Source organism: Methylocystis parvus (genome assembly GCF_049675845.1).
Classification (GTDB): Bacteria; Pseudomonadota; Alphaproteobacteria; order Rhizobiales; family Beijerinckiaceae; genus Methylocystis; species Methylocystis parvus_A.
Genome location: NZ_CP187161.1, coordinates 1690166 through 1707949, shown reverse-complemented (window position 1 = coordinate 1707949; position 17784 = coordinate 1690166). Strand labels below are relative to the sequence as shown.

General features: G+C 62.8%; 20 protein-coding genes and 1 tRNA gene. 10 read left to right on the top strand and 11 right to left on the bottom strand.

What is annotated here, in order from left to right; all coding sequences use genetic code 11:
* Positions 1 to 34: 34 nt before the first annotated feature.
* Genes ACPFMJ_RS08740 through ACPFMJ_RS08730 form a run of 3 tightly spaced genes read right to left on the bottom strand, consistent with a single transcriptional unit; the run spans position 35 to position 2290 of the window.
* Positions 35 to 625, bottom strand: coding sequence for a hypothetical protein (locus ACPFMJ_RS08740; protein WP_424363422.1), 591 nt, complete (start codon positions 623 to 625; stop codon positions 35 to 37).
* Between the two features lies 1 nt (position 626).
* Positions 627 to 1475, bottom strand: coding sequence for a serine O-acetyltransferase (cysE, locus tag ACPFMJ_RS08735; protein ID WP_424363421.1), 849 nt, complete (start codon positions 1473 to 1475; stop codon positions 627 to 629).
* Between the two features lie 47 nt (positions 1476 to 1522).
* A complete protein-coding gene (locus tag ACPFMJ_RS08730) occupies positions 1523 to 2290 on the bottom strand; it encodes an alpha/beta fold hydrolase (protein ID WP_424363420.1) in 768 nt (255 codons plus the stop codon).
* 172 nt (positions 2291 to 2462) lie between these two features.
* Between ACPFMJ_RS08730 and ACPFMJ_RS08725 the strand changes: the two genes are divergently transcribed.
* Positions 2463 to 2539, top strand: a tRNA-Arg gene (locus tag ACPFMJ_RS08725).
* A 124-nt stretch (positions 2540 to 2663) separates the two neighbouring features.
* Here the strand turns inward: ACPFMJ_RS08725 and ACPFMJ_RS08720 are convergent.
* Positions 2664 to 3026, bottom strand: a complete 363-nt coding sequence (locus ACPFMJ_RS08720) for a hypothetical protein (RefSeq protein ID WP_424363419.1) — start codon at positions 3024 to 3026, stop codon at positions 2664 to 2666.
* Between the two features lie 43 nt (positions 3027 to 3069).
* Between ACPFMJ_RS08720 and ACPFMJ_RS08715 the strand changes: the two genes are divergently transcribed.
* Both ACPFMJ_RS08715 and ACPFMJ_RS08710 read left to right on the top strand, forming a co-directional pair.
* Positions 3070 to 3354 carry a hypothetical protein gene (locus ACPFMJ_RS08715; RefSeq protein ID WP_424363418.1) on the top strand — a complete coding sequence of 95 codons (285 nt, stop codon included), beginning with the start codon at positions 3070 to 3072 and terminating at the stop codon, positions 3352 to 3354.
* 60 nt (positions 3355 to 3414) lie between these two features.
* Complete coding sequence (locus tag ACPFMJ_RS08710) at positions 3415 to 3636, top strand: hypothetical protein (RefSeq protein ID WP_424363417.1); 222 nt, start codon at positions 3415 to 3417, stop codon at positions 3634 to 3636.
* 829 nt (positions 3637 to 4465) lie between these two features.
* Here the strand turns inward: ACPFMJ_RS08710 and ACPFMJ_RS08705 are convergent.
* Positions 4466 to 5248 (bottom strand): 3-hydroxybutyrate dehydrogenase, encoded by a 783-nt coding sequence (locus ACPFMJ_RS08705; RefSeq protein ID WP_424363416.1) that lies wholly within the window; start codon positions 5246 to 5248, stop codon positions 4466 to 4468.
* A 115-nt stretch (positions 5249 to 5363) separates the two neighbouring features.
* Between ACPFMJ_RS08705 and crcB the strand changes: the two genes are divergently transcribed.
* The 3 genes from crcB (at position 5364) to eutB (ending at position 8336) form a co-directional block, all read left to right on the top strand.
* Entirely contained in the window at positions 5364 to 5735 is a 372-nt protein-coding gene (gene crcB, locus ACPFMJ_RS08700; protein ID WP_424363415.1) for a fluoride efflux transporter CrcB, read from the top strand.
* 125 nt (positions 5736 to 5860) lie between these two features.
* Positions 5861 to 6079, top strand: coding sequence for a hypothetical protein (locus ACPFMJ_RS08695; RefSeq protein ID WP_424363414.1), 219 nt, complete (start codon positions 5861 to 5863; stop codon positions 6077 to 6079).
* A gap of 64 nt (positions 6080 to 6143) precedes the next feature.
* Positions 6144 to 8336 (top strand): ethanolamine ammonia-lyase subunit EutB, encoded by a 2193-nt coding sequence (gene eutB, locus ACPFMJ_RS08690; RefSeq protein WP_424363413.1) that lies wholly within the window; start codon positions 6144 to 6146, stop codon positions 8334 to 8336.
* On the opposite strand, the gene ACPFMJ_RS08685 is transcribed toward eutB, so the two are convergent.
* Positions 8315 to 8623 carry a c-type cytochrome gene (locus ACPFMJ_RS08685; RefSeq protein ID WP_424363412.1) on the bottom strand — a complete coding sequence of 103 codons (309 nt, stop codon included), beginning with the start codon at positions 8621 to 8623 and terminating at the stop codon, positions 8315 to 8317. The genes eutB and ACPFMJ_RS08685 overlap by 22 nt on opposite strands.
* 230 nt (positions 8624 to 8853) lie before the next feature.
* Between ACPFMJ_RS08685 and ACPFMJ_RS08680 the strand changes: the two genes are divergently transcribed.
* The 3 genes from ACPFMJ_RS08680 to ACPFMJ_RS08670 all read left to right on the top strand — a co-directional run bounded on the left by ACPFMJ_RS08680 (position 8854) and on the right by ACPFMJ_RS08670 (position 11933).
* Positions 8854 to 9810: a hypothetical protein gene (locus tag ACPFMJ_RS08680; protein WP_424363411.1), complete on the top strand. Its 957-nt coding sequence runs from the start codon at positions 8854 to 8856 to the stop codon at positions 9808 to 9810.
* Positions 9811 to 9880: 70 nt separating this feature from the next.
* Positions 9881 to 10873 (top strand): hypothetical protein, encoded by a 993-nt coding sequence (locus ACPFMJ_RS08675; RefSeq protein WP_424363410.1) that lies wholly within the window; start codon positions 9881 to 9883, stop codon positions 10871 to 10873.
* Positions 10874 to 10943: 70 nt separating this feature from the next.
* Positions 10944 to 11933: a hypothetical protein gene (locus ACPFMJ_RS08670; protein ID WP_424363409.1), complete on the top strand. Its 990-nt coding sequence runs from the start codon at positions 10944 to 10946 to the stop codon at positions 11931 to 11933.
* 47 nt (positions 11934 to 11980) lie between these two features.
* Here the strand turns inward: ACPFMJ_RS08670 and ACPFMJ_RS08665 are convergent, their stop codons facing one another.
* From ACPFMJ_RS08665 to ACPFMJ_RS08645, 5 genes are all read right to left on the bottom strand, one after another.
* Complete coding sequence (locus ACPFMJ_RS08665; protein ID WP_424363408.1) at positions 11981 to 14023, bottom strand: M3 family metallopeptidase; 2043 nt, start codon at positions 14021 to 14023, stop codon at positions 11981 to 11983.
* Positions 14024 to 14156: 133 nt separating this feature from the next.
* Complete coding sequence (locus ACPFMJ_RS08660; RefSeq protein WP_424363407.1) at positions 14157 to 14462, bottom strand: hypothetical protein; 306 nt, start codon at positions 14460 to 14462, stop codon at positions 14157 to 14159.
* A 13-nt stretch (positions 14463 to 14475) separates the two neighbouring features.
* Entirely contained in the window at positions 14476 to 14700 is a 225-nt protein-coding gene (locus ACPFMJ_RS08655; protein WP_424363406.1) for a hypothetical protein, read from the bottom strand.
* A gap of 29 nt (positions 14701 to 14729) precedes the next feature.
* Complete coding sequence (locus tag ACPFMJ_RS08650) at positions 14730 to 14933, bottom strand: hypothetical protein (protein WP_424363405.1); 204 nt, start codon at positions 14931 to 14933, stop codon at positions 14730 to 14732.
* A 27-nt stretch (positions 14934 to 14960) separates the two neighbouring features.
* The gene (locus tag ACPFMJ_RS08645; protein ID WP_424363404.1) at positions 14961 to 15416 is read right to left on the bottom strand and encodes a KGG domain-containing protein; all 456 of its coding nucleotides are present in this window, start codon (positions 15414 to 15416) and stop codon (positions 14961 to 14963) included.
* A gap of 383 nt (positions 15417 to 15799) precedes the next feature.
* On the opposite strand from ACPFMJ_RS08645, the gene ACPFMJ_RS08640 reads away from it, so the two are divergent.
* Positions 15800 to 17719 (top strand): ABC transporter ATP-binding protein, encoded by a 1920-nt coding sequence (locus ACPFMJ_RS08640; protein ID WP_424363403.1) that lies wholly within the window; start codon positions 15800 to 15802, stop codon positions 17717 to 17719.
* The last annotated feature ends 65 nt before the right edge of the window (positions 17720 to 17784 follow it).

The window sequence follows — 17784 nt, the reverse complement described above, 5'->3', positions numbered from 1 at the left end:
GCGTCGACATCTCGACGCCGCCGTTCTCCGTCAATCAGCTCGGCTTCGAAAAATCCGGAATCTTGAAGAACAGCTTCCCCTGCCGCCACATCGTGAAAGCCACGCCGCCGGCGACGAGCGCGAAAATGCCGAAGCCGATATAGAGGTAGAATTCCTCGTCAGTCATAAGACCAACGGAGAAGGGGTGGCGTCCCTCATAGCTCTTCGCGCCATTGTCGCTCGAGAGCTTGGCGTAGAGCACGTAATAGCCGGGCTCTTTGAAGTTGTGGTCGAAATTGACCATTCCGTTGGGGAATTTCTGCACCGGCAGCTTCGCGACGACGTCGGCGTCCGGGTCGGGCTGCGCCTCGGGCCCCTTGGCCTTCAGCACGCGAATGTCCCATTTCATGTCGCGCAGTTCGCTGTCGCCGGCGTCGAGCACGATGACGGAGGGGCCGGTGTCGGGCAGCGTCACGCATTCGCGGTCGATGTTCTTCTTGGGCTGCATGGCCACGAACTTCATCGACTTCTCGCCGAGCGCGACAGGGCATTCGGGATCGTAATAATGCCAGCCGGCGGCCTGCGCGGACGACGAAAGACCCGCGGCGCCCATGAGCAGCGCCGCGCCAAGAAGCAGTTTCTTCACCTTACAACCCCGTCCTCGTATGCGTTCCCGCATCTAATACAGCGAGCATCTGGTCCATGGCGAGGGCCGGCTCGGCGCATTTTGCGTCGCCGACGATCCGGGCCGGGACGCCCGCCACGGTCTTGTTGGCCGGAACCGAATCGAGCACCACGGAGCCCGCCGCGATCATGGCGCAGCGGCCGATCTCGATATTGCCCAGCACCTTGGCGCCGGCGCCGATCAGCACGCCTCGCCGAACCTTTGGATGGCGGTCGCCGCGCGACTTGCCCGTGCCGCCGAGCGTCACGCCATGCAGCATGGAGACGTCGTCCTCGATAACGCTGGTCGCGCCGATGACGACGCCGGTTGCGTGGTCGATGAAGACGCCCTTGCCGATTTTCGCGGCCGGATGGATGTCGGTCTGGAAAATCTGCGAGGACAGGCTCTGCAGCGTCAGAGCGAAGTCGCTGCGGCCGTTCTTCCACAGCCAGTGCGCGAGCCTGTAGGTCTGCAGCGCGTGGAAGCCCTTGAAGTATAGGGCCGGCTCCAGAACCCGCGTGCAGGCGGGATCGCGCTCCAGAACCGCCAGAAGGTCGGCGCGGAACGCCTCGATCAGCCCCGGCTCGCGCGCGAGGCAGGCGTCGAAGGCCTGCCGAATCGCGGCGTAAGGCGCCTCCGGGCGGTCGAGGCGCTGGGCGACGCGATGGGCGACGACGCCCGCCACGCTTTCCTGCGCCATGATGGCCGGATAGATGAAGCCGCCGAGCTCGGGCTCGCGGCGCAGCACGTCCTCGGCCTCCAGCCGCAGCCGGGCCAGAAGCGGGTCGAATTCAATGACGGTCGCGGCTTGCTCCCGCGTTTCGGCGGCCATGGGCTCCTCCTGAAGACGCTATATAGCGCCTCGGCCACGCCCGCGCATCACGGGCGCGCCGCCAGGAATTCGAGCGCGGCCTGCTTGTAGATCCGGTCGCCGACGGCGCGGTTGTGGTCGCGGCCGGGGATATCGACGAGGCGCACGTTCGGGAAGAGCGGTTCGAGCGGTGAGGGATCGCCCGCGACATCGTCGCGCGTGCCGACGCAGATGAGTACCGGGCAGGTAATGTTGGCGAGAAGGGCGGGATCGAGCGCCTTGCGCGCGCCTCGAACGCAGGCGGCGAGGGCCGCGAGGTCGCTGCGGGTCGATTCGGCGAAGCCACGGAATATCTTGAGCATTGAATTGTCGATGTCTTCGATCCGTTCGGCCTCCATGGCCTCGGCGAGGCCGCTCGGCAGGCCCGCCTCCTGGACGAGATACTGGCCGATGCCGCCCAGAATCAGCGAACGGACCCGGTCGGGTTTGGCGAGGGTCAGCACGGTGGCGATTCGCGCCCCGAGGGAGTAGCCCATGACGTCGGCGCGGGCGATGGAGAGGTGATCCATCAGATTGGCAACGTCGCCCGCCATGAGGTCGAGCGCGTATTGGGCGGGATCGTAGAGCTTCTGGGAGCGGCCGTGCCCGCGATTGTCGAGCACGACAACCCGGCGCCCGTCTTCGGTCAGCGTCTTCACCCACTGGGTGAACATCCAGTTCACCGCATGGGTGGAGGCGAAGCCGTGGACGAGGACGATCGGCTCCTGCCGGTCTTCGCTGAGGGGCTCGAAATCCGAATAGGCAATCTCGACGCCATTCGAGACGAAAGTTTCCATCGCAAATCCTGTGTGACAGTTCCTAATTAAAGGCTCACACAGGCTGTGCAAGCCGCAGGCCGGCAAATTTCGCCTGTTTAGATAAGAGCTCTTGCCATTCGCTCCGCTTGTCGCTAAACGGACGCATGTCGCGACGCGGCGGCCCCAAGAAGGGCTGCGAAGCGCGAGACGGGCGCCCGTAGCTCAGCTGGATAGAGCACCAGACTACGAATCTGGGGGTCAGAGGTTCGAATCCTTTCGGGCGCGCCATTCAAGCCAAAAGCATGAGAGACTGCGTCCGTAGGCGTTTCCCTGCGGAGTTGGCCTGCGCCATTGAGCGGACGACCAGCCTCATCTGCCGCCCGCATTGAAGCCGGCTCGACGCTCCTCTCGATTAGTTCGCCGAAGGGGTCGTCACGACGACCGACGGAAAATAGGCGTGCGCGTCCTCTGCGTATAAGCCGACATAGCCGCCGGAATAGGGTCGCTCCGTATCGACAAAAGTCGGGAACGCGCCTGTCGTCGGGTTGGCGAGGGGCGCCCCGTTGACCCATATCGAAAGCGCCGTCGCCGAAGCTGTCGCGGCCTGTTTGACCGTGACGACGTATCGCTGTCCGATCGGGAACTTGGGCGTCGTCCCAGTCGCCAGAAATCTCTGGTTCCCGGCGTAAGCGAGGTCTTCTTTCCCAAGCTCCCAGCCAGTCGGCTTGCCGATGAAATAGTAGAAATGCGTGTTGTCGCCATAGTCCCACAGCAACCACGCAACCTCCCAGGCGTTCGGGGTGCTGCGGAGCTGCCTTATGGTTTGCGTGGAGGCTTCGAGCGTAAAGTTTCCGCCCGTCGGCACGGTCGGCCCGGTGGGCCCTACGATCAATCCGCTATGGGTCTCGCCGCGCTTCGTCGACGTTTTCGGCGTGATCGAAGGCGCCGGCCCGTCGAACAAATTCGAAGCGTCGGACGCCGCTATCTGGTTGCAGCCGAAGCCGTTGAAGACGGACCGCCAGTTGGGCGTAAGGGCGGCGCCGTCGCTGACGCATTCCGTGCTCGCGGGTGGGCCTGCAAATGTGTCGGAAAAAGCGATTTGATCCGGCGTTACGGTCGCGGTGGCGGAAGCGATCGTCCTTCCGCTGCAGGTCACGCCATAAGTGGTTGTCGCCGATAACGACACATTCGTGGATCCCAATGCGCCCGAAAAATCGAACCCCGCGCCCGTGCAGCTCGAGGCGTTCGATGAATTCCACGCAAGCGTCGAAGCGCCTGCATTGATGATCGTCGGCTTGACGGAAAGCAAAGCCGTCGGCGACCCCGAGACCGTAACCTGCACGCTCGCCGTCGCCGAGCCGCTGCCGGTGCATGTAACGGCGTAGGTGGTCGTAAGCCAGGGCGTCACCGATTGGCTCCCTGAGGTGCGCAAACTTGTTTCAAATCCGGAGCCGGTGCATGATTTTGCGTTCGTCGAACTCCAATTCAACGTTGATACGTCCCCGTAGGAGATGCGGGTCGGGCTGGCGGTGAGTGTAACTGTCGGCGGCTTCGCCAAGGCGGGACTGAAGAAGGCAAGCGTGAAAGCGAAGGCTGACATCAAATGAAGCGCCGCTGATTTCGCATAAGCGTTCGCGCGCATTCTCGTTGGGCCGGGATGCATGTCTTCTGTCATGGCTCTTCCCCTCGAGGCTTCTGGTTTCGACGCATCTTTGGTCTGGCAGGGTTGAGGCGTTTCCATCTCCAAAAATTCAGGCAATGAGGATTGCGAGCATCGTCATCGAAAAGAGGCTTGTCGTTTTCTTGGCGCGCGACGCACGAAAGCCGAAGGGCGCCGCCGATGATCGGCGGCGCCCCGTTCAGCTTTGGAGATAGGTGTCGGGGGGCATGAAACACTCAGGGTCGAACCGACGGCCACAGTCGTGGAAACCCCGCATGGCGATTGCTCCCGAGCTAAAGCACGCAAATGTTTGTTACGACGCCATTGGTTATGCCGCTCGCCAAGGTTAACGCTCCTTCCCGAGGAAAGGTTGCTGGTAAATTCAAATAATGCGTAAGAAAAATTGCATGTATACTGAATACTCTTGCATTTTGGCTTGATTAATAGTTGAGATTCAGGTCGATATAGTTGCGGCGCCGGTCAGATTGACGTTTTGCTATCGCTCGCGCTCTGTCGGAAGTCTCTACGGCTGGTGGTGCGCGCTTGTTCAGTGGTCACTGCGCCGTCCAGCCGCCATCCATCGACAGAATGGCCCCCGTGATTCCGCGCGCATCGTCCGATGCGAGAAAGACGGCGAGCGCCGCGACCTGTTCGACCGTCACGAACTCCCGCGTCGGCTGCGCCTTGAGCAGCACCTCTTCGATGACCTGCTCCCGTGTCATGTCGCGGGCGCGCATCGTGCCCGGAATTTGCCGCTCGACGAGCGGCGTCCATACATAGCCGGGCGCGATGGCGTTCGCCGTCACGCCGTCCTGGGCCATTTCGAGCGCGACGGCCTTGGTCAGCCCCGCAACGCCGTGTTTCGCCGCGACATAGGCGGATTTGAAGGGAGATGCGACAAGCGCGTGGGCCGAGGCGATGTTGATGATGCGCCCCCATTTGCGGCTCTTCATCCCCGGCGCGACCGCGCGGATGGCGTGGAACGCGGACGACAAATTGACGGCGATGATCTGATCCCACTTCTCGACGGGGAAATCCTCGATCGGCGCCACGAATTGCACGCCAGCATTGTTGACGAGGATATCGACGGAGCCGAATGCCTGTTCGGCGCGCGCAATCATTTGCGCGATTTCCAAAGGGGAACTCATATCCGCCGGGAAGTAGAGCGCCTCGACGCTATAGTCGGCCTCGATCCGCCTACGCGCTTCCTCTGCCTCCTCGGCCGGGCGCGAGCCGTTCATCGCGACATTCGCGCCCTGCGCGGCGAGAGCCTGCAGGACGGCAAGGCCGATCCCGCTCGTGGAACCCGTCACCAGCGCGGTCTTACCCCGAATCATATCGTCACCTTGAAAACGAGAAGGCATGGCCCCGGCCTCGTCAGGATATCGGGCCGCGCCAGTCTATAGAAGGCGCGAAGCGCCGGCGACGGCAAGACAGGCGAGCCTATCCTTGATGAATTTCCTCATTGTTTTCGTGGGAGGGGGGATCGGCGCGGCCGCGCGTCACGGCCTGGGCGTCGTCGGGATGCGCCTTGGACTCATGTCGCCGCTTGTCACCATGTCCATCAACGTCGCAGGCTCTTTGATGATGGGCATGGTCGTTGGCTATTTCGCCTTCGCCGGACATGCGTCGCAGCACTGGCGGCTTTTTCTCACCACTGGATTTCTGGGGGGATTTACGACTTTTTCGACCTTCTCGCTCGACGTCGTCCTTTTCTATGAAAGAGGGGAGACGCTTGCCGCTTGCGCCTACGTTCTCGCCTCCGCGCTGGGCGCAATCAGCGCCGCTTTCGCCGGTCTGGCGATCATGCGAAGCGCATTCTGACGCGAACCCGCTTCGAGCTGCTTCTTCGCGCGCTGAGCGCTGCGCCGGCCGCTTCCCCGCCTAATTAAGCAGGTGACGACCAGCGGGGCGTCGATCTTTTTCCGCGTCAGGCATGGGAGCGGCAAATGCATGAGGGCTTCGTTTTCACGCCGGAAATGATGTCCGACGCCCTGGAGGCGAATGGTTGGTTCAACGCTTGGGATATCTACTGGACGCGCGGAAAGGATAAGGGCGACGACTGGGGCGGCCTGGCCTTGAGCGACGCATTCGAAGTGCTGCTGAGGGAAAAGGCGATACTGCCGGCCGCAACGGCCCGGCGCGGCTTTTCGACGGCCGCCGCCTAGCGGTTTTCCAAACGCGAGCGGCGCACCTATCTTACAATGGCTCAGTTGTTCGGAGGGGATCGACATGGCGGCGCTCAGGCGACTCTCGGAGATTCTGACGCCGGCGCCGAAGCCGGATCGGCTTTACGAGATCTCGCTTTTCGACAGGCGCTTCGAATTCGTCGGGCTCAAGCGTCTGCTCGGCGCGGCGGATATCGACAAGGCCGGTGACCGGCTGGCGCGCCTCGCCGCCAAAAGCGAGGTCGAGCGGGAAGCGGCCCGCGCCATCCTTTCCGATCTGACGCTTCAGGAAGTTTACGACACGCCGCTCGTCGATGACGATGGCCGCGTGGATGACGTCATGCGCGTGAGCTATGACATTGACCGCGACATCTTCGAGAAGCACGCGCATCTGACGCTTGGGGCGGCGAAGGATTTAATCCTCGATCGCTCGGGGGACGAGGTCTCGAGCTTTGCGCGCGGACTGACGGCCGTGACGGTCGCGGCGATCGCGAAGATCATGGATGTGCACGAGCTCATCCTTGCAAGCCGCAAGCTCGCGCGCGCGGCGACCGCCCGCACGACGGTCGGCTTGCCGGGAACGCTCTCGTCTCGGCTGCAACCAAACCATCCGACGGACGATCTCTCGGCGGTGACGCTGCTGGTTTACACCGGCTTGAGCCTCGGCGCCGGGGATGCGCTCATCGGGATCAACCCGGCGCTCGACACGATCGAGAACACGACGACGCTTTTGCGTCATATCGATGCGTTGCGCCGGCGCACAGGCGCGCCGACGCAGATTTGCGTTCTCTCGCACATCCGCACGCAGCTCGCCTGTCTCGAGCATGGCGCGCCGGTCGAAATCATGTTTCAGAGCCTCGCGGGCACGCAGCGAACGCTCGGCGAAGAGTTCGACTGCGATGTGGAACTGCTCGACCGCGCTTATCGCATCATGGCCGAGCGCGGCCCGCTGCGCGAGACAGCCGGGCAATTCATGTATTTTGAAACCGGCCAGGGCAGCGAACTGAGCTACGGCAAGCATAACGGCATCGACATGACGACGACGGAAGCGCTCTGCTATGCGCTGGCGCGCCGCTACGATCCCTTCATGGTCAACAATGTCACGGGCTTCATCGGGCCGGAGACGCATCGCAGCAATATGGAAATGATCCTGTCGAATCTTCAGGATCATTTCATGGGCAAGCTCATGGGCCTGCCGATGGGCATGGCGCCTTGTTACACGCTGCATTCCGAGATCACGCCCGAGGGCCAGCAGATCGCCGCGCAATTGCTGACGGCGGCGGGCGCCAATTATTTCATGGACGTCTATCTCGGCGTCGACCGCATGCTCGCCTATTTCGACACGTCCGGACATGACGATCAGACGCTGCGCGAAATTTTCGCGCGCGAGCCGGCGCCGGAGTTTACCGACTGGGCGATTGCGCGGGGGATTTTCGAACGGGATTGCGCCGGACGCTTGAGACGCGGAGCGAATTGGGGGAACCCGCGCATCTTTTGCGAATCCGACGCGGAACTCGGGGAGCTGTGCGGCAAGCTGCCGATCGCCCATGGCTGGGAGAATGCAGGGCCGCGTCCCGCCAACGCCGTGTCACGAAGGACGCGCGCCAATCTGGCGTTGGCGCGCGAAGCGATCTACGCCGAACTGTCGCCGCACAAGCTCGGGCCGGCGCCGCTGCGGACCGTTCGCACGCGCGCGGCGACGAAGGCCGAGCATCTCGCGGCGCCGGAGCTCGGCGCGCTTCTCGATCTCGAGTCGCTAAGCGAGCTGAAGCCGGACGGCGCCGATGTGCGCATCCTTGTCTCGGATGGGCTGAGCGCAGAGGCGATCCATCACAATATTCCGCAACTGCTGCCTGCGCTGCTGGACTTGCTGTCGCAACGCGGCCTGCGCGTCGCGACGCCGCTCCTGGCGCCCAATGGGCGCGTGAAGCTCGCCGAATCCGTGGGCGAGGCGACTGGATCCAAAATCATCGTGACGCTCATCGGCGAGCGACCGGGCGGCGACGCCATCTCGTCGCGCAGCATGTCCGCCTATCTCGCCCTTCGCGTTCAGGACGAAGAGACAGGGTCGCGTAACGCGGTCAGCCGATATGAATATTCGGTGATCTCCAACATCTACGAACAGGGAACGCCGCCGCTCAGTGCGGCGGAGGCGATCGCGGAGCGCGTTGGGCAGATGCTCGCGCACGGCGCCGGGGGCAATCGCCTCGAGCTTCTCTTGCAGGACGAGAAAGGTCAGCGCTTCGATCGCGCGTAATAGCGTGCGATCGCCGCAATTTCTTCGTCGGACATCGTGCCGCCCATAAATCCCATCGTGTCGTGACGCCGCTTGCCCGCGCGAAACGCCTTTAGCTGGGCGACGAGAAGGCGCTCGCTCTTGCCGGCGATCGACGGCGTCTGGTCAGGTACGACCGAAACGCCGCCCACGCCGTGACAGGTGTCGCAATTCATTTTCAACTCATCAAAGCGATGCGCCGATATCTCCGCGGCTGCGGCGATATGGGGGAAAAGTGCGCAGGCGAAAATTCGAATAGCTATTTTCATCGAGAAGACTCTCCTGTGAAACGAGCTGCAACTTAAGTATAGCGAGCTCTGTCGATGTGATTTTGCCATTTATCTCAAAGGCATGAAGAAATGAAGCGGGTAACTTTTACGTTAAATCGCTTCTGGTGTTGCCAATTAGAAAAGTTGTTTGCTACGAATTGGCCTTGAGGCCGTCACTCGAGCGGTCGATTGCTGCACGAATTTTCAGCTCTTTGCTTGGAGCGGGCGACATGATGAAGCTAAAATGGCCTTCCCTTCTCGCGGGCGTCTCCCTCTCGCTCGCATTTGGCGGGACTCCAGCCGAGGCGGCGTTAAATCGCGTTTGGGTGTCCGGTAAAGGCCTCGATCAGCCCAGTTGCGGCGCGCTGGTTTCTCCTTGTCGCCAGATAAATTACGCCATCACAAACGGCATCGTCGCGGCCGGCGGCGAAATCAACATTCTCGATCCCACCGGCTTCGCCCCTTTCACGATCGCCACGGCCTTGAGCATCGTGAATGACGGCGTCGGCACGGCGAGCATTCAGCAAAGCAGCCCGGGCGGCAACGCCATCACGATCACGGCTCCCGCGAACGCGCCGATCATGCTGCGTGGATTGAGCATTGAAGGACTCGGAGTCGCCGCCAATGGCGTGAGCTTTACGTCCGGCGCCTCGCTCGACGTCGTCAATTGCGTCATCCGGCATTTCACGACGGCAGGCGTCAACGTCACGACCAACGCCGCGGTGAAGTTCAACCTCATCGACAGCCTCGTTTCGGATATCGCCGCGTCGGGCGTCAAGCTGTCGCCGGGCGGCGCCTTGATCGGCTCGGTCTTGCGTTCGACCTTGATCAATAACGGCGCGAACGCATTTTCGCTCGACGGCAGCGCCGCAGCCTCTTCAGCGGGCGTCATGATCACCGTTGCGGATTCAAACGCGTCCAACAATGGCGGAGCGGGCTTTGCCGTGTTGTCGGGGGCTGGTCAATCCCTCGCGACTCTCGTTGCGACGAGATCCATCGCAAGCGGCAATGTCGGAGCCGGCTTTAACGTCGGCGCCAATAGCGTTCTGCGCTTGAGCCACTCCGTCGCCGCCGGCAACGCGATCGGCGTGAACATAACGGGCGGAACCGCCTATTCGCTCGGCGACAACAGTCTCAGCGCGAACAACTCGGCGACGGCGGGGCTCACGGCTGACCCGGCTCAATAATCCGGTTCCCGCGAATCCCTGTCGCTCCAACCCGAAAAGCCGCCTGTTTGCCGCGCTTCGAGAGGTCGTCATGAGCCATCTGAAAGCATTCAGAATCGCCTCGGCGGCGGGGGCCGTTGCGCTGTCCTTCGCCTTTCCCGGCCTTGCCGAAGCCGCGCTTAGCCGCGCATGGGTTTCGAGCAAGGGCGCCGACGGGGCAGGGTGTGGCGCGCCCACATCCCCGTGTCGTCAGATCAAATACGTGCTGGACAACAATATCGTCGCTCCCGGGGGGGAGATCGACGTTCTCGATCCCGCCGGCTTCGCGCCGGTGACGATCACGATGGCTGTCAGCATCGTCAATGACGGCGCCGGGACGGCGAGCGTCCAGCAGGGCGCGGCAGGCGGCGCCGCCATCACGATCAACGCCGGCGCTAACGACGCCGTTCACCTCCGTGGCCTGTCCATCGACGGCGTCAGGACGGGTCACTACGGGGTGTTGTTCAACAGCGGCGCCTCGCTCGACATCGTGAACTGCCGCATCGGCAACTTCGCGAGGACCGGCGTCGTCGTCCAGCCCACCGCAGGCACGGTCAAGCTCGCCGTTCTGAAATCCAGCGCCTCGAACAACGCGCAGTTCGGGATTCTCGTCAATCCCGCGAGCGCCGCCGTCGTGAAGGCGAATTTCAGTCAGGTCGTGGCGCAGAACAATGCGCTCATCGGCATCCATGTCGTCGGCATGAATGCGACGTCTGCTCCGTTTGGCGTCGACATGACGATGTACGGCAGCGACGCCAGTTCCAACGGGAACTACGGCGTCATGTCCGTGTCGGACGCCGTCAACCGGTCGACGGGCATGACGCGGGTGGTCGTCAGCCAAACGACGGCGAATCAGAACTACGCCGGCGGATTCGGCGCGCTCGGCGATGGCGTCGGCGGCGGCGCCGTCATGTTCCTGGATCGCTCCGTATCCATCGGCGGCGTCTATGGCGATTGGTTTCAGTTTTACTCCACTTCCACAAACTACCTGAAGGGCAACTCCGCCGATTCTTTCTGGAATATTTTCACGGCAAGTCGCCAGTGAGAAACCCATTCGAGTTGGATCAGCCGAGCGCATCGGACATTCGAGGAAACCCGCGGAGCGAGACACGCCAATGGCTCTGAAAATTGCAACTAGAATTATCGCCGCGGCGGCAGTTTTCTGGAGCGTCGCAGCGTCCTGTGCGCCGGTGGCGGTCAGTGAGAGCGACCGGCAAGCCGCGCAAACAGCCACAAATTACGGCGCGCATTTCTTTCCGACCCATGAGAAAATGAAGGCCTATCCGCCCTCGGCCCGCACAGTCGGTTCGTTGGCGCTCCTCGGGAGGCTGACGCAAAATCTGGGGACGCCATCTCCCTTCAAAGCCGATCTGGCGACGTCAGGGGGGCCCTTCATTCAGAGCGCCACACAATATCTGGTCTTCGTCAATTGCGCCGCCGGGGATTGCTGGGGAACGCCGGGACCCGCCGCCTCGCTTGCCGACCTCAACGCCAGCGATTTCATTCACATTCTGGACCAATATACTGGCTCGACCGCCAATGGCCGTTATCCCGTTGCGCCCATCGCGCCTTTCAACGTCACGACGCCGGCCGCGCCCATCCTTTACGAGAGTGACCTGACTTCCTCCCTCCATGCAGCCATGGTGGCGGGGAGCCTCACAGGGGGGTACGACAAAATCTTTCATATCCTCCTGCCGAACGGCCAGGCGACATGCTTCGACGCTCCCGATGACAGCAAGTGCTACTCTCCGGGCAACACGAGCACATTTGTGTTCTGCGGCTATCATGGCGCCATCGACTTCCCCGATTTGGGCCATGTGATTTACACTGTCGAGCCGTATCAGGCTGTCAATGAGTGCTCGAACTACTTCGTCTCGCGCTCTGGGCACAGCGTGATCCAGGATGCGACGCTGCGCATTCTCGGGCACGACCTCTTCGGGGCCGTCACCAATCCAGATATTTCCAACGGCTTCGTCAACGCCGGGGGGAGTGAAATTGGCGACATCTGCAACGGGACTCAGTTTTCGATCCCATTGACCTCGTCCGAATATGTGGTCCAGCTCGGATACTCGAACATCTCGCACGCCTGCGCTTCTTTGCCATGAGGCCGCCGCCATCTCTCGCGACGCGCGCGAGAGATGGCGTTTGGGCGTCAGGCTTGCGCAGGCGCAAAGCCCCGCTGGCGCAGCAGGGGTTCGACCGTCGGCATTCTGCCGCGAAAAGCCGCATACGCCTCTGCCGCATCCCGCGCGCCGCCCGCTGCGTAGATAAAATCCTTGAGCCGCGTCGCCACGTCGGGCGCGAAGGGATCGCCCTTCTCCTTGAAGGCCTCGAAGGCGTCGGCGTCCAGCACCTCGGCCCACAGATAGCTGTAATAGCCGGCGGAGTAGCCGTCGCCGGAGAAGATGTGGCTGAAATGCGGGAGCCGGTGCCGCATCACAATTTCCTGCGGCATGGCGAGACGCGACAGCGCTTCCGCCTCAAAGGCGCTGGCGTCGACGCTGGCCGCGCTGCGGTCGTGAACGTCCAGATCGACATAGGCCGAGGCGCAGAATTCGACTGTCGCGAAGCCCTGGTTGAAATGGCGCGAGGCGACGATGCGCTCGAGAAGGTCGTCGGGCATGGGGGCGCCCGTTTCGGCGTGCAGCGCATATTCCCGCAACACGACCGGCTCCAATAGCCAATGTTCATATAGCTGCGAAGGCAGCTCCACGAAATCGCGCGCAACATTGGTTCCCGCAACGAGCGGATAGGTCACGTCCGAGAGCATCCCATGCAGTCCGTGACCAAACTCATGGAAGAGCGTGCGTGCGTCGTCGAGGCTCAGCAAGGCCGGCGCGCCGTCGGCTCCCTTGGTGAAGTTCATCACATTGACGATGATCGGACGCACCTCGCCATCGAGCTTTTGCTGCGATCGGAAATCCGACATCCAGGCGCCGCTGCGCTTCGACGGCCGCGCGAAATAATCGGCGAGAAACAGCGCGACATGTCTTCCGTCGGTGTCGAGAACCTCGAAGGCGCGCACGTCGGGGTGATAGAGCTTCAGGCCCTTCTGCTCGACGAAACGCAGGCCGAAGAGCTTCCCGGCGACGTCGAAGGCCGCCGCCATGATCTTTTCGAGCTGGAAGTAGGGGCGCAGCGAAGCCTGATCGAGATCGTAAAGGTTCTTGCGCACGCGCTCGGCGTAATAACGCCAGTCATGTGCGGCGACGGTGAAATTAGCGCCTTCCTTCTCGACCATCGCCTGGATATGCGCGCGCTCTTCGGCGGCGCGCGCCAGCGCCGGCGTCCAGACGCGATCGAGAAGATCGCGTACGGCGCCCGGCGTCTTCGCCATCGTGTCGTCCAGCTTGTAATCGGCGAAGGTTTCGAAGCCGAGAAGCCGTGCGCGCTCTTCGCGCAGAGACAGGATTTCACGAATGATCGCGCGATTGTCGGTATCGCCGCCATTCTCGCCCCGGCTCGCCCAGGCCCTGAAAACGATCTCGCGCAGATCGCGCCGTTCGGAGCTCTGAAGAAAAATCTCCGCGCTCGATCGCGCGAGCGTCACGGCGTATTTGCCGGGCGAGCCGCGCTCGGCGGCGACGCGCGCGGCCGCCGCGCGGAAGTCTGCCGAAAGCCCGTCGAGATCGCTCTCGTCCAGAAGCAGAAGCCAGGAGGATTCGTCCGCGAGAACGTTCTGCGAGAAGCGCGTGGAGAGGCCGGCGAGCCGCTCCAATATCTCCGTCATGCGCGCCTTGTCCGTCTCGTTCAGCTTCGCGCCGGCGCGGACGAAATTCTTGTAGGTGAGCTCCAGAACGCGGGCTTGCTCCGGGGCGAGACCGAGACTGTCGCGTTTCGCGTAAAGCGTTTCGACCCGGCGAAACAGCACAGGGTTCATGGAAATTTCGCTGGAATGGCGCGAGAGCGCGGCGGCCATGTCGCGCTCGATATCCTGCATCTCGGGATTGGTGTCGGTGGCGGTCAGGTTCCAGAAAACCGAGCCCACGTCGGTCAGGAGGCTCCCGGCGCGTTCGAGCGCCTCGATCGTGTTCGCGAAATCCGGTTCGGCGGGGTTTTGCGCGATGGCGTCGATTTCGGTCCGGTGCCGCGCCAGCGCTGTTTGGAAGGCGGGGCGAAAATGTTCGGGCTTGATCTCGCCGAAGGGGGGCAGTCCAAAAGGCGCCGTCCAAGGCGCCGTCAGCGGGTTCGACATGAGAGTTCTTTCCTGGTCGTCGCGTTTTCACGCAATTTGGCGGCCAGAATAGCGGCTTTTCCTCCCCTAAGACATCAGGACTGTATCGAAGCCCCGCCGACCCCCCTCTGGTCGACGGTCTTTTAGCGACGATTCACTCTTCGTCGTCGTCGCTCGCCTCTTCGCGATGCGCTTCGGAAACGGCCGAAGCGACGTCGGCGACGGAGAGGAACTCGTCCTTGTCCACGTCGCGGAGAATGTCGCCCAGACTTTCGGAACTGTCCTTCGTCCAGTTGACCTCCTCCTTGCCGTGCTGGCGGATCAGGTCCTCTTTCGAGATCGGGAAGCTCGTCCCGTGCAGCGCCTGCGTCACCGAGGCGACGCCGAAGGCGAAGCCCTTTGCAGGGCCCTTATGGCCGCTGCCGCGTCCCTCGCCCGTGTTTTCGGTCGTCCGAGGCATGCGATCCTCCGCTCTAGTGCTTCTTGCCCTTGCCGGAAGAGCCGCCGCTCTCGGCGCGCTTGCCTTCCTCGATGAGCTCCTTCACGCGCTGCCCGCCCTTGTGGCCGAGCTCGGAATAGCCCTCGGGACCCAGCTCTTCCTTACGGATTTCGCCGCCCATCTTGCCGGCTTCCTTGACGGTCATCGGCCCTTTCGCGCCCGATTTGCCGCCCTGCGATCCTGTCTGTTTCTGTGGCATCGTTTCTTACCTTTCGCGACGAAGCTCAATCAGGCCTCGCCGTCCTCTTCTTCTTCGTCGTTGGCATTTTCGATTTCTTCGCCGCCATCCGCCCGCTCGGCGCGCTTGCCTTCTTCGACAAGCTGCTTCACGCGCTGGCCGCCCTTATGGCCGCCGAGCCGTCCCGCTTCCTCGACGGTCATCTGCCCCGGCCGCGCCGGCGGCTTTTCCTGCTCGGTTTGTTTCTGCGCCATGTTTGCCTCCTTTCATGCGAGGAGCTGTCAGTGGCGCGGCTTGCTGCGTCCGCGGCTCTCGCCGCCTTCGCTCTCTTCGTCCTCGCTCATCTTGGAGCCTTCGCCGCCGCCCTCGGCGCGCTTGCCTTCTTCGATAAGCTGCTTCACGCGCTGGCCGCCCTTATGGCCGAGCTCCGAATAGCCTTCCGGGCCGAGCTGCTCCTTGCGCGCTTCGCCGCCCATCTTGCCCATCTCGGAATAGCCTTCCGGGCCGAGCTGCTCCTTGCGCGCTTCGCCGCCCTTCTTGCCCATCTCGGAATAGCCCTCGTGGCCGAGCTGCTCCTTGCGGACCTCGCCGCCCATCTTCCCGATCTCGGAATAGCCTTCCGGGCCGAGCTCTTCCTTGCGGATCTCGCCGCCCATCTTGCCGGCTTCCTGCACCGTCATCGTGCCTTTGGGCTTCTGCGTGCCTTTTTCCTGTTCTGTGCCATGCTGGCGGGCCATTGTGACCTCCCGTTACAAACTGCGCTGGAAGTTCGGGGCCGGTTCTCTTGTCCCCTGCCGAAACGAACGCCCGAGCGCATGTTCCGGTCCTCGATGGCTGCTTGCCGGCCAGCGCTTTGTCCAAGCCGAGCAGCCTTCCTTCTGGGTGTCGCGGCGCCGGCGCTTCAGCTGCTGAAACGCCGGTCGCACTCGCCAAACCATCGAAGATCAGCGCTAGATCGGTTGCCCGCTGAGCATGGGAAGTAAGTACGAATACGTAACCGGGCGTTCATCCCGCAAAGAGGCGCGCGACGCTTTCGCCAGTGGTGTTTTTTCTCCCGCGGCCAGCATGTTTGGCGCGCTCTTGGCCGCGACCTTTTTCGTCTCCCATGCGTTGAAAGGGCATGAGCCCCACGGATGCGCGGCTCGATCGTAATCGACTCCGCGCCGGTGCGCTGCGTACGGTCTATGAGCGAGCCTTTTATTATTTCTCGGCTGATTGGCGCTGGATCGCGACGCTTGTCGCGCTGATTGGCGTTTCCGTCGCGGTGGGCCTTCTCGAAGCATGGCCGCTCGCCATTCTCGTCGACACCGTTCTCACGCACGAGCCGAGGACCGGCTGGCTGCATCATTATTTCCTGGCCGTGCTGCCGCCGGACAAGCCGGGGCAAATCATGGGCCTCGTGCTCATCGGCCTGGCCTTCCAGGTCGTCGGCTACGCGGCGTGGATGGCGCGCATGATGATCAACGCCTATCTGAGCGCCTGGGGCACGACGCGCGTGCGCGCGAATCTCTTTGGCAAGCTGCAGCGACTGGATCTCGCCTATCACCAGTCGCGGCCACTAGGCGATTCCCTTTATCGCCTCACCACCGACGCTTTCGGGCCGTGGGGCATCGTCGACATCACCATCGGCACCTCTGTCGCGTCGGTGACGCTTACCGTGATGACCGCAATCATGCTCTCTCGCAATGTCGGGCTTACGGTCGCGGCCTTCGCCGTCGCGCCGCTCATATTGTGGAGCAATTGGCGCTTCGGGCTGCGCATTCATCAACGCGCGCTCGAGTCGAAGCAGATCGACGCCGAGCTCACCGCGCATATCCAGCAGGCGATGACGCGCGTGCCGCTCTCGCAGGCGTTCCGGCGCGAGCCTTGCGAGTTTCAACGTTTCGACGAGGCCGTGTCGCGCAGCGTGAAGGCCGTGCTGCGCCTCAATTGGCAGGAGCAGCTCTATCCCCTCGCGCGCGACACGATCCTTTCCATCGGCTCCGCCTTCATCCTCGGCTATGGCGGCTGGCTCGTTTATCGCGACCAGTTTCTGGCGCCCGTTCCCGACGGCATGACCGTCGGCGCGCTCATCGTCTTCATGGACTATTTGCGCAAGCTCTGGGATCCGTTGAAATGGCTCGCCGAGTTCTTCTCGAAGATCCGTACCTTCGAGGCCGCCGCACGCCGCGTGTTCTTCGTGCTGGACGCGCCCGAAGCGATCGCGGACAAGCCAAATGCGCGTCCCCTCGCGCCGCGCCCGCGCCGTCTCGTTTTCGATCATGTGTCCTTTGGCTATGAGCCGGGCCGTCTTGTTTTGTCGGATGTCACGGCGACGATTGCGCCCGGCGAGATGATAGCCTTCGTCGGGCCGAGCGGCACGGGCAAGAGCTCGCTCCTCAAGCTCATGTTGCGTTTTCACGATCCCTCACGCGGCGCCGTGCGGCTCGACGGCGTCGATGCGCGGGACGTGAGGCTCGCCGATCTACGCGCCCATTTCGCTTTCGTGACGCAGGATAATCTCATGCTGCCCACGAGCGTGGCCGAGAACATCGCTTATGGGCGTCCCTCAGCCTCGCGCGAGGAGATCGAAGCGGCGGCGACGCTTGCGGGCGCCGCGGATTTCGTGGACGACCTGCCCAAGCGCTACGACACGATCCTCAGCGAAGGCGGCGCAAATCTCTCCGGCGGACAGCGCCAGCGCATCGCTATTGCGCGCGCCCTTCTCAGCGCGGCGCCTTTCCTCATTCTCGACGAGCCGACGAGCGCGCTCGATCCGCAGAATGAGCAGATGCTCGTCGAGACGCTGCATCGGTTGAAACGCCGCCGCACGATCGTGCTCGTCACGCACCGGCTGCATTCGGTCGTTGATTGCGACCGCATTTTCATGATGGATGCGGGCCGCATCGTGGAGCGCGGCGCCCACGAGCAGCTTCTTGCGCAAGCCGGCGCCTATGCGGCCCTCTGGCGTGGGGAGCTGACGGAGCGGCAGGCGCAGTCCGCGCCGGCGCTGGAAAAGAGCGCCCCGGCGCGAAATCCAATATTCTATAGATATAGTTGACTAAAGGGTGGCGGCGCGATAGAACGCAAGCGTCGCCCGCAGAGAGCTTGCGAGCAAATGCAAAA

Coding starts and splice junctions, on each gene's coding strand:
- cysE (WP_424363421.1), bottom strand. CDS start 1,475: ATGGCCGCCGAAACGCGGGAGCAAGCCGCGACCGTCATTGAATTCGAC.
- ACPFMJ_RS08730 (WP_424363420.1), bottom strand. CDS start 2,290: ATGGAAACTTTCGTCTCGAATGGCGTCGAGATTGCCTATTCGGATTTC.
- ACPFMJ_RS08715 (WP_424363418.1), top strand. CDS start 3,070: ATGGTTTGCGTGGAGGCTTCGAGCGTAAAGTTTCCGCCCGTCGGCACG.
- ACPFMJ_RS08705 (WP_424363416.1), bottom strand. CDS start 5,248: ATGATTCGGGGTAAGACCGCGCTGGTGACGGGTTCCACGAGCGGGATC.
- crcB (WP_424363415.1), top strand. CDS start 5,364: ATGAATTTCCTCATTGTTTTCGTGGGAGGGGGGATCGGCGCGGCCGCG.
- ACPFMJ_RS08695 (WP_424363414.1), top strand. CDS start 5,861: ATGCATGAGGGCTTCGTTTTCACGCCGGAAATGATGTCCGACGCCCTG.
- eutB (WP_424363413.1), top strand. CDS start 6,144: ATGGCGGCGCTCAGGCGACTCTCGGAGATTCTGACGCCGGCGCCGAAG.
- ACPFMJ_RS08685 (WP_424363412.1), bottom strand. CDS start 8,623: ATGAAAATAGCTATTCGAATTTTCGCCTGCGCACTTTTCCCCCATATC.
- ACPFMJ_RS08680 (WP_424363411.1), top strand. CDS start 8,854: ATGATGAAGCTAAAATGGCCTTCCCTTCTCGCGGGCGTCTCCCTCTCG.
- ACPFMJ_RS08675 (WP_424363410.1), top strand. CDS start 9,881: ATGAGCCATCTGAAAGCATTCAGAATCGCCTCGGCGGCGGGGGCCGTT.
- ACPFMJ_RS08670 (WP_424363409.1), top strand. CDS start 10,944: ATGGCTCTGAAAATTGCAACTAGAATTATCGCCGCGGCGGCAGTTTTC.
- ACPFMJ_RS08665 (WP_424363408.1), bottom strand. CDS start 14,023: ATGTCGAACCCGCTGACGGCGCCTTGGACGGCGCCTTTTGGACTGCCC.
- ACPFMJ_RS08660 (WP_424363407.1), bottom strand. CDS start 14,462: ATGCCTCGGACGACCGAAAACACGGGCGAGGGACGCGGCAGCGGCCAT.
- ACPFMJ_RS08655 (WP_424363406.1), bottom strand. CDS start 14,700: ATGCCACAGAAACAGACAGGATCGCAGGGCGGCAAATCGGGCGCGAAA.
- ACPFMJ_RS08650 (WP_424363405.1), bottom strand. CDS start 14,933: ATGGCGCAGAAACAAACCGAGCAGGAAAAGCCGCCGGCGCGGCCGGGG.
- ACPFMJ_RS08645 (WP_424363404.1), bottom strand. CDS start 15,416: ATGGCCCGCCAGCATGGCACAGAACAGGAAAAAGGCACGCAGAAGCCC.
- ACPFMJ_RS08640 (WP_424363403.1), top strand. CDS start 15,800: ATGAGCCCCACGGATGCGCGGCTCGATCGTAATCGACTCCGCGCCGGT.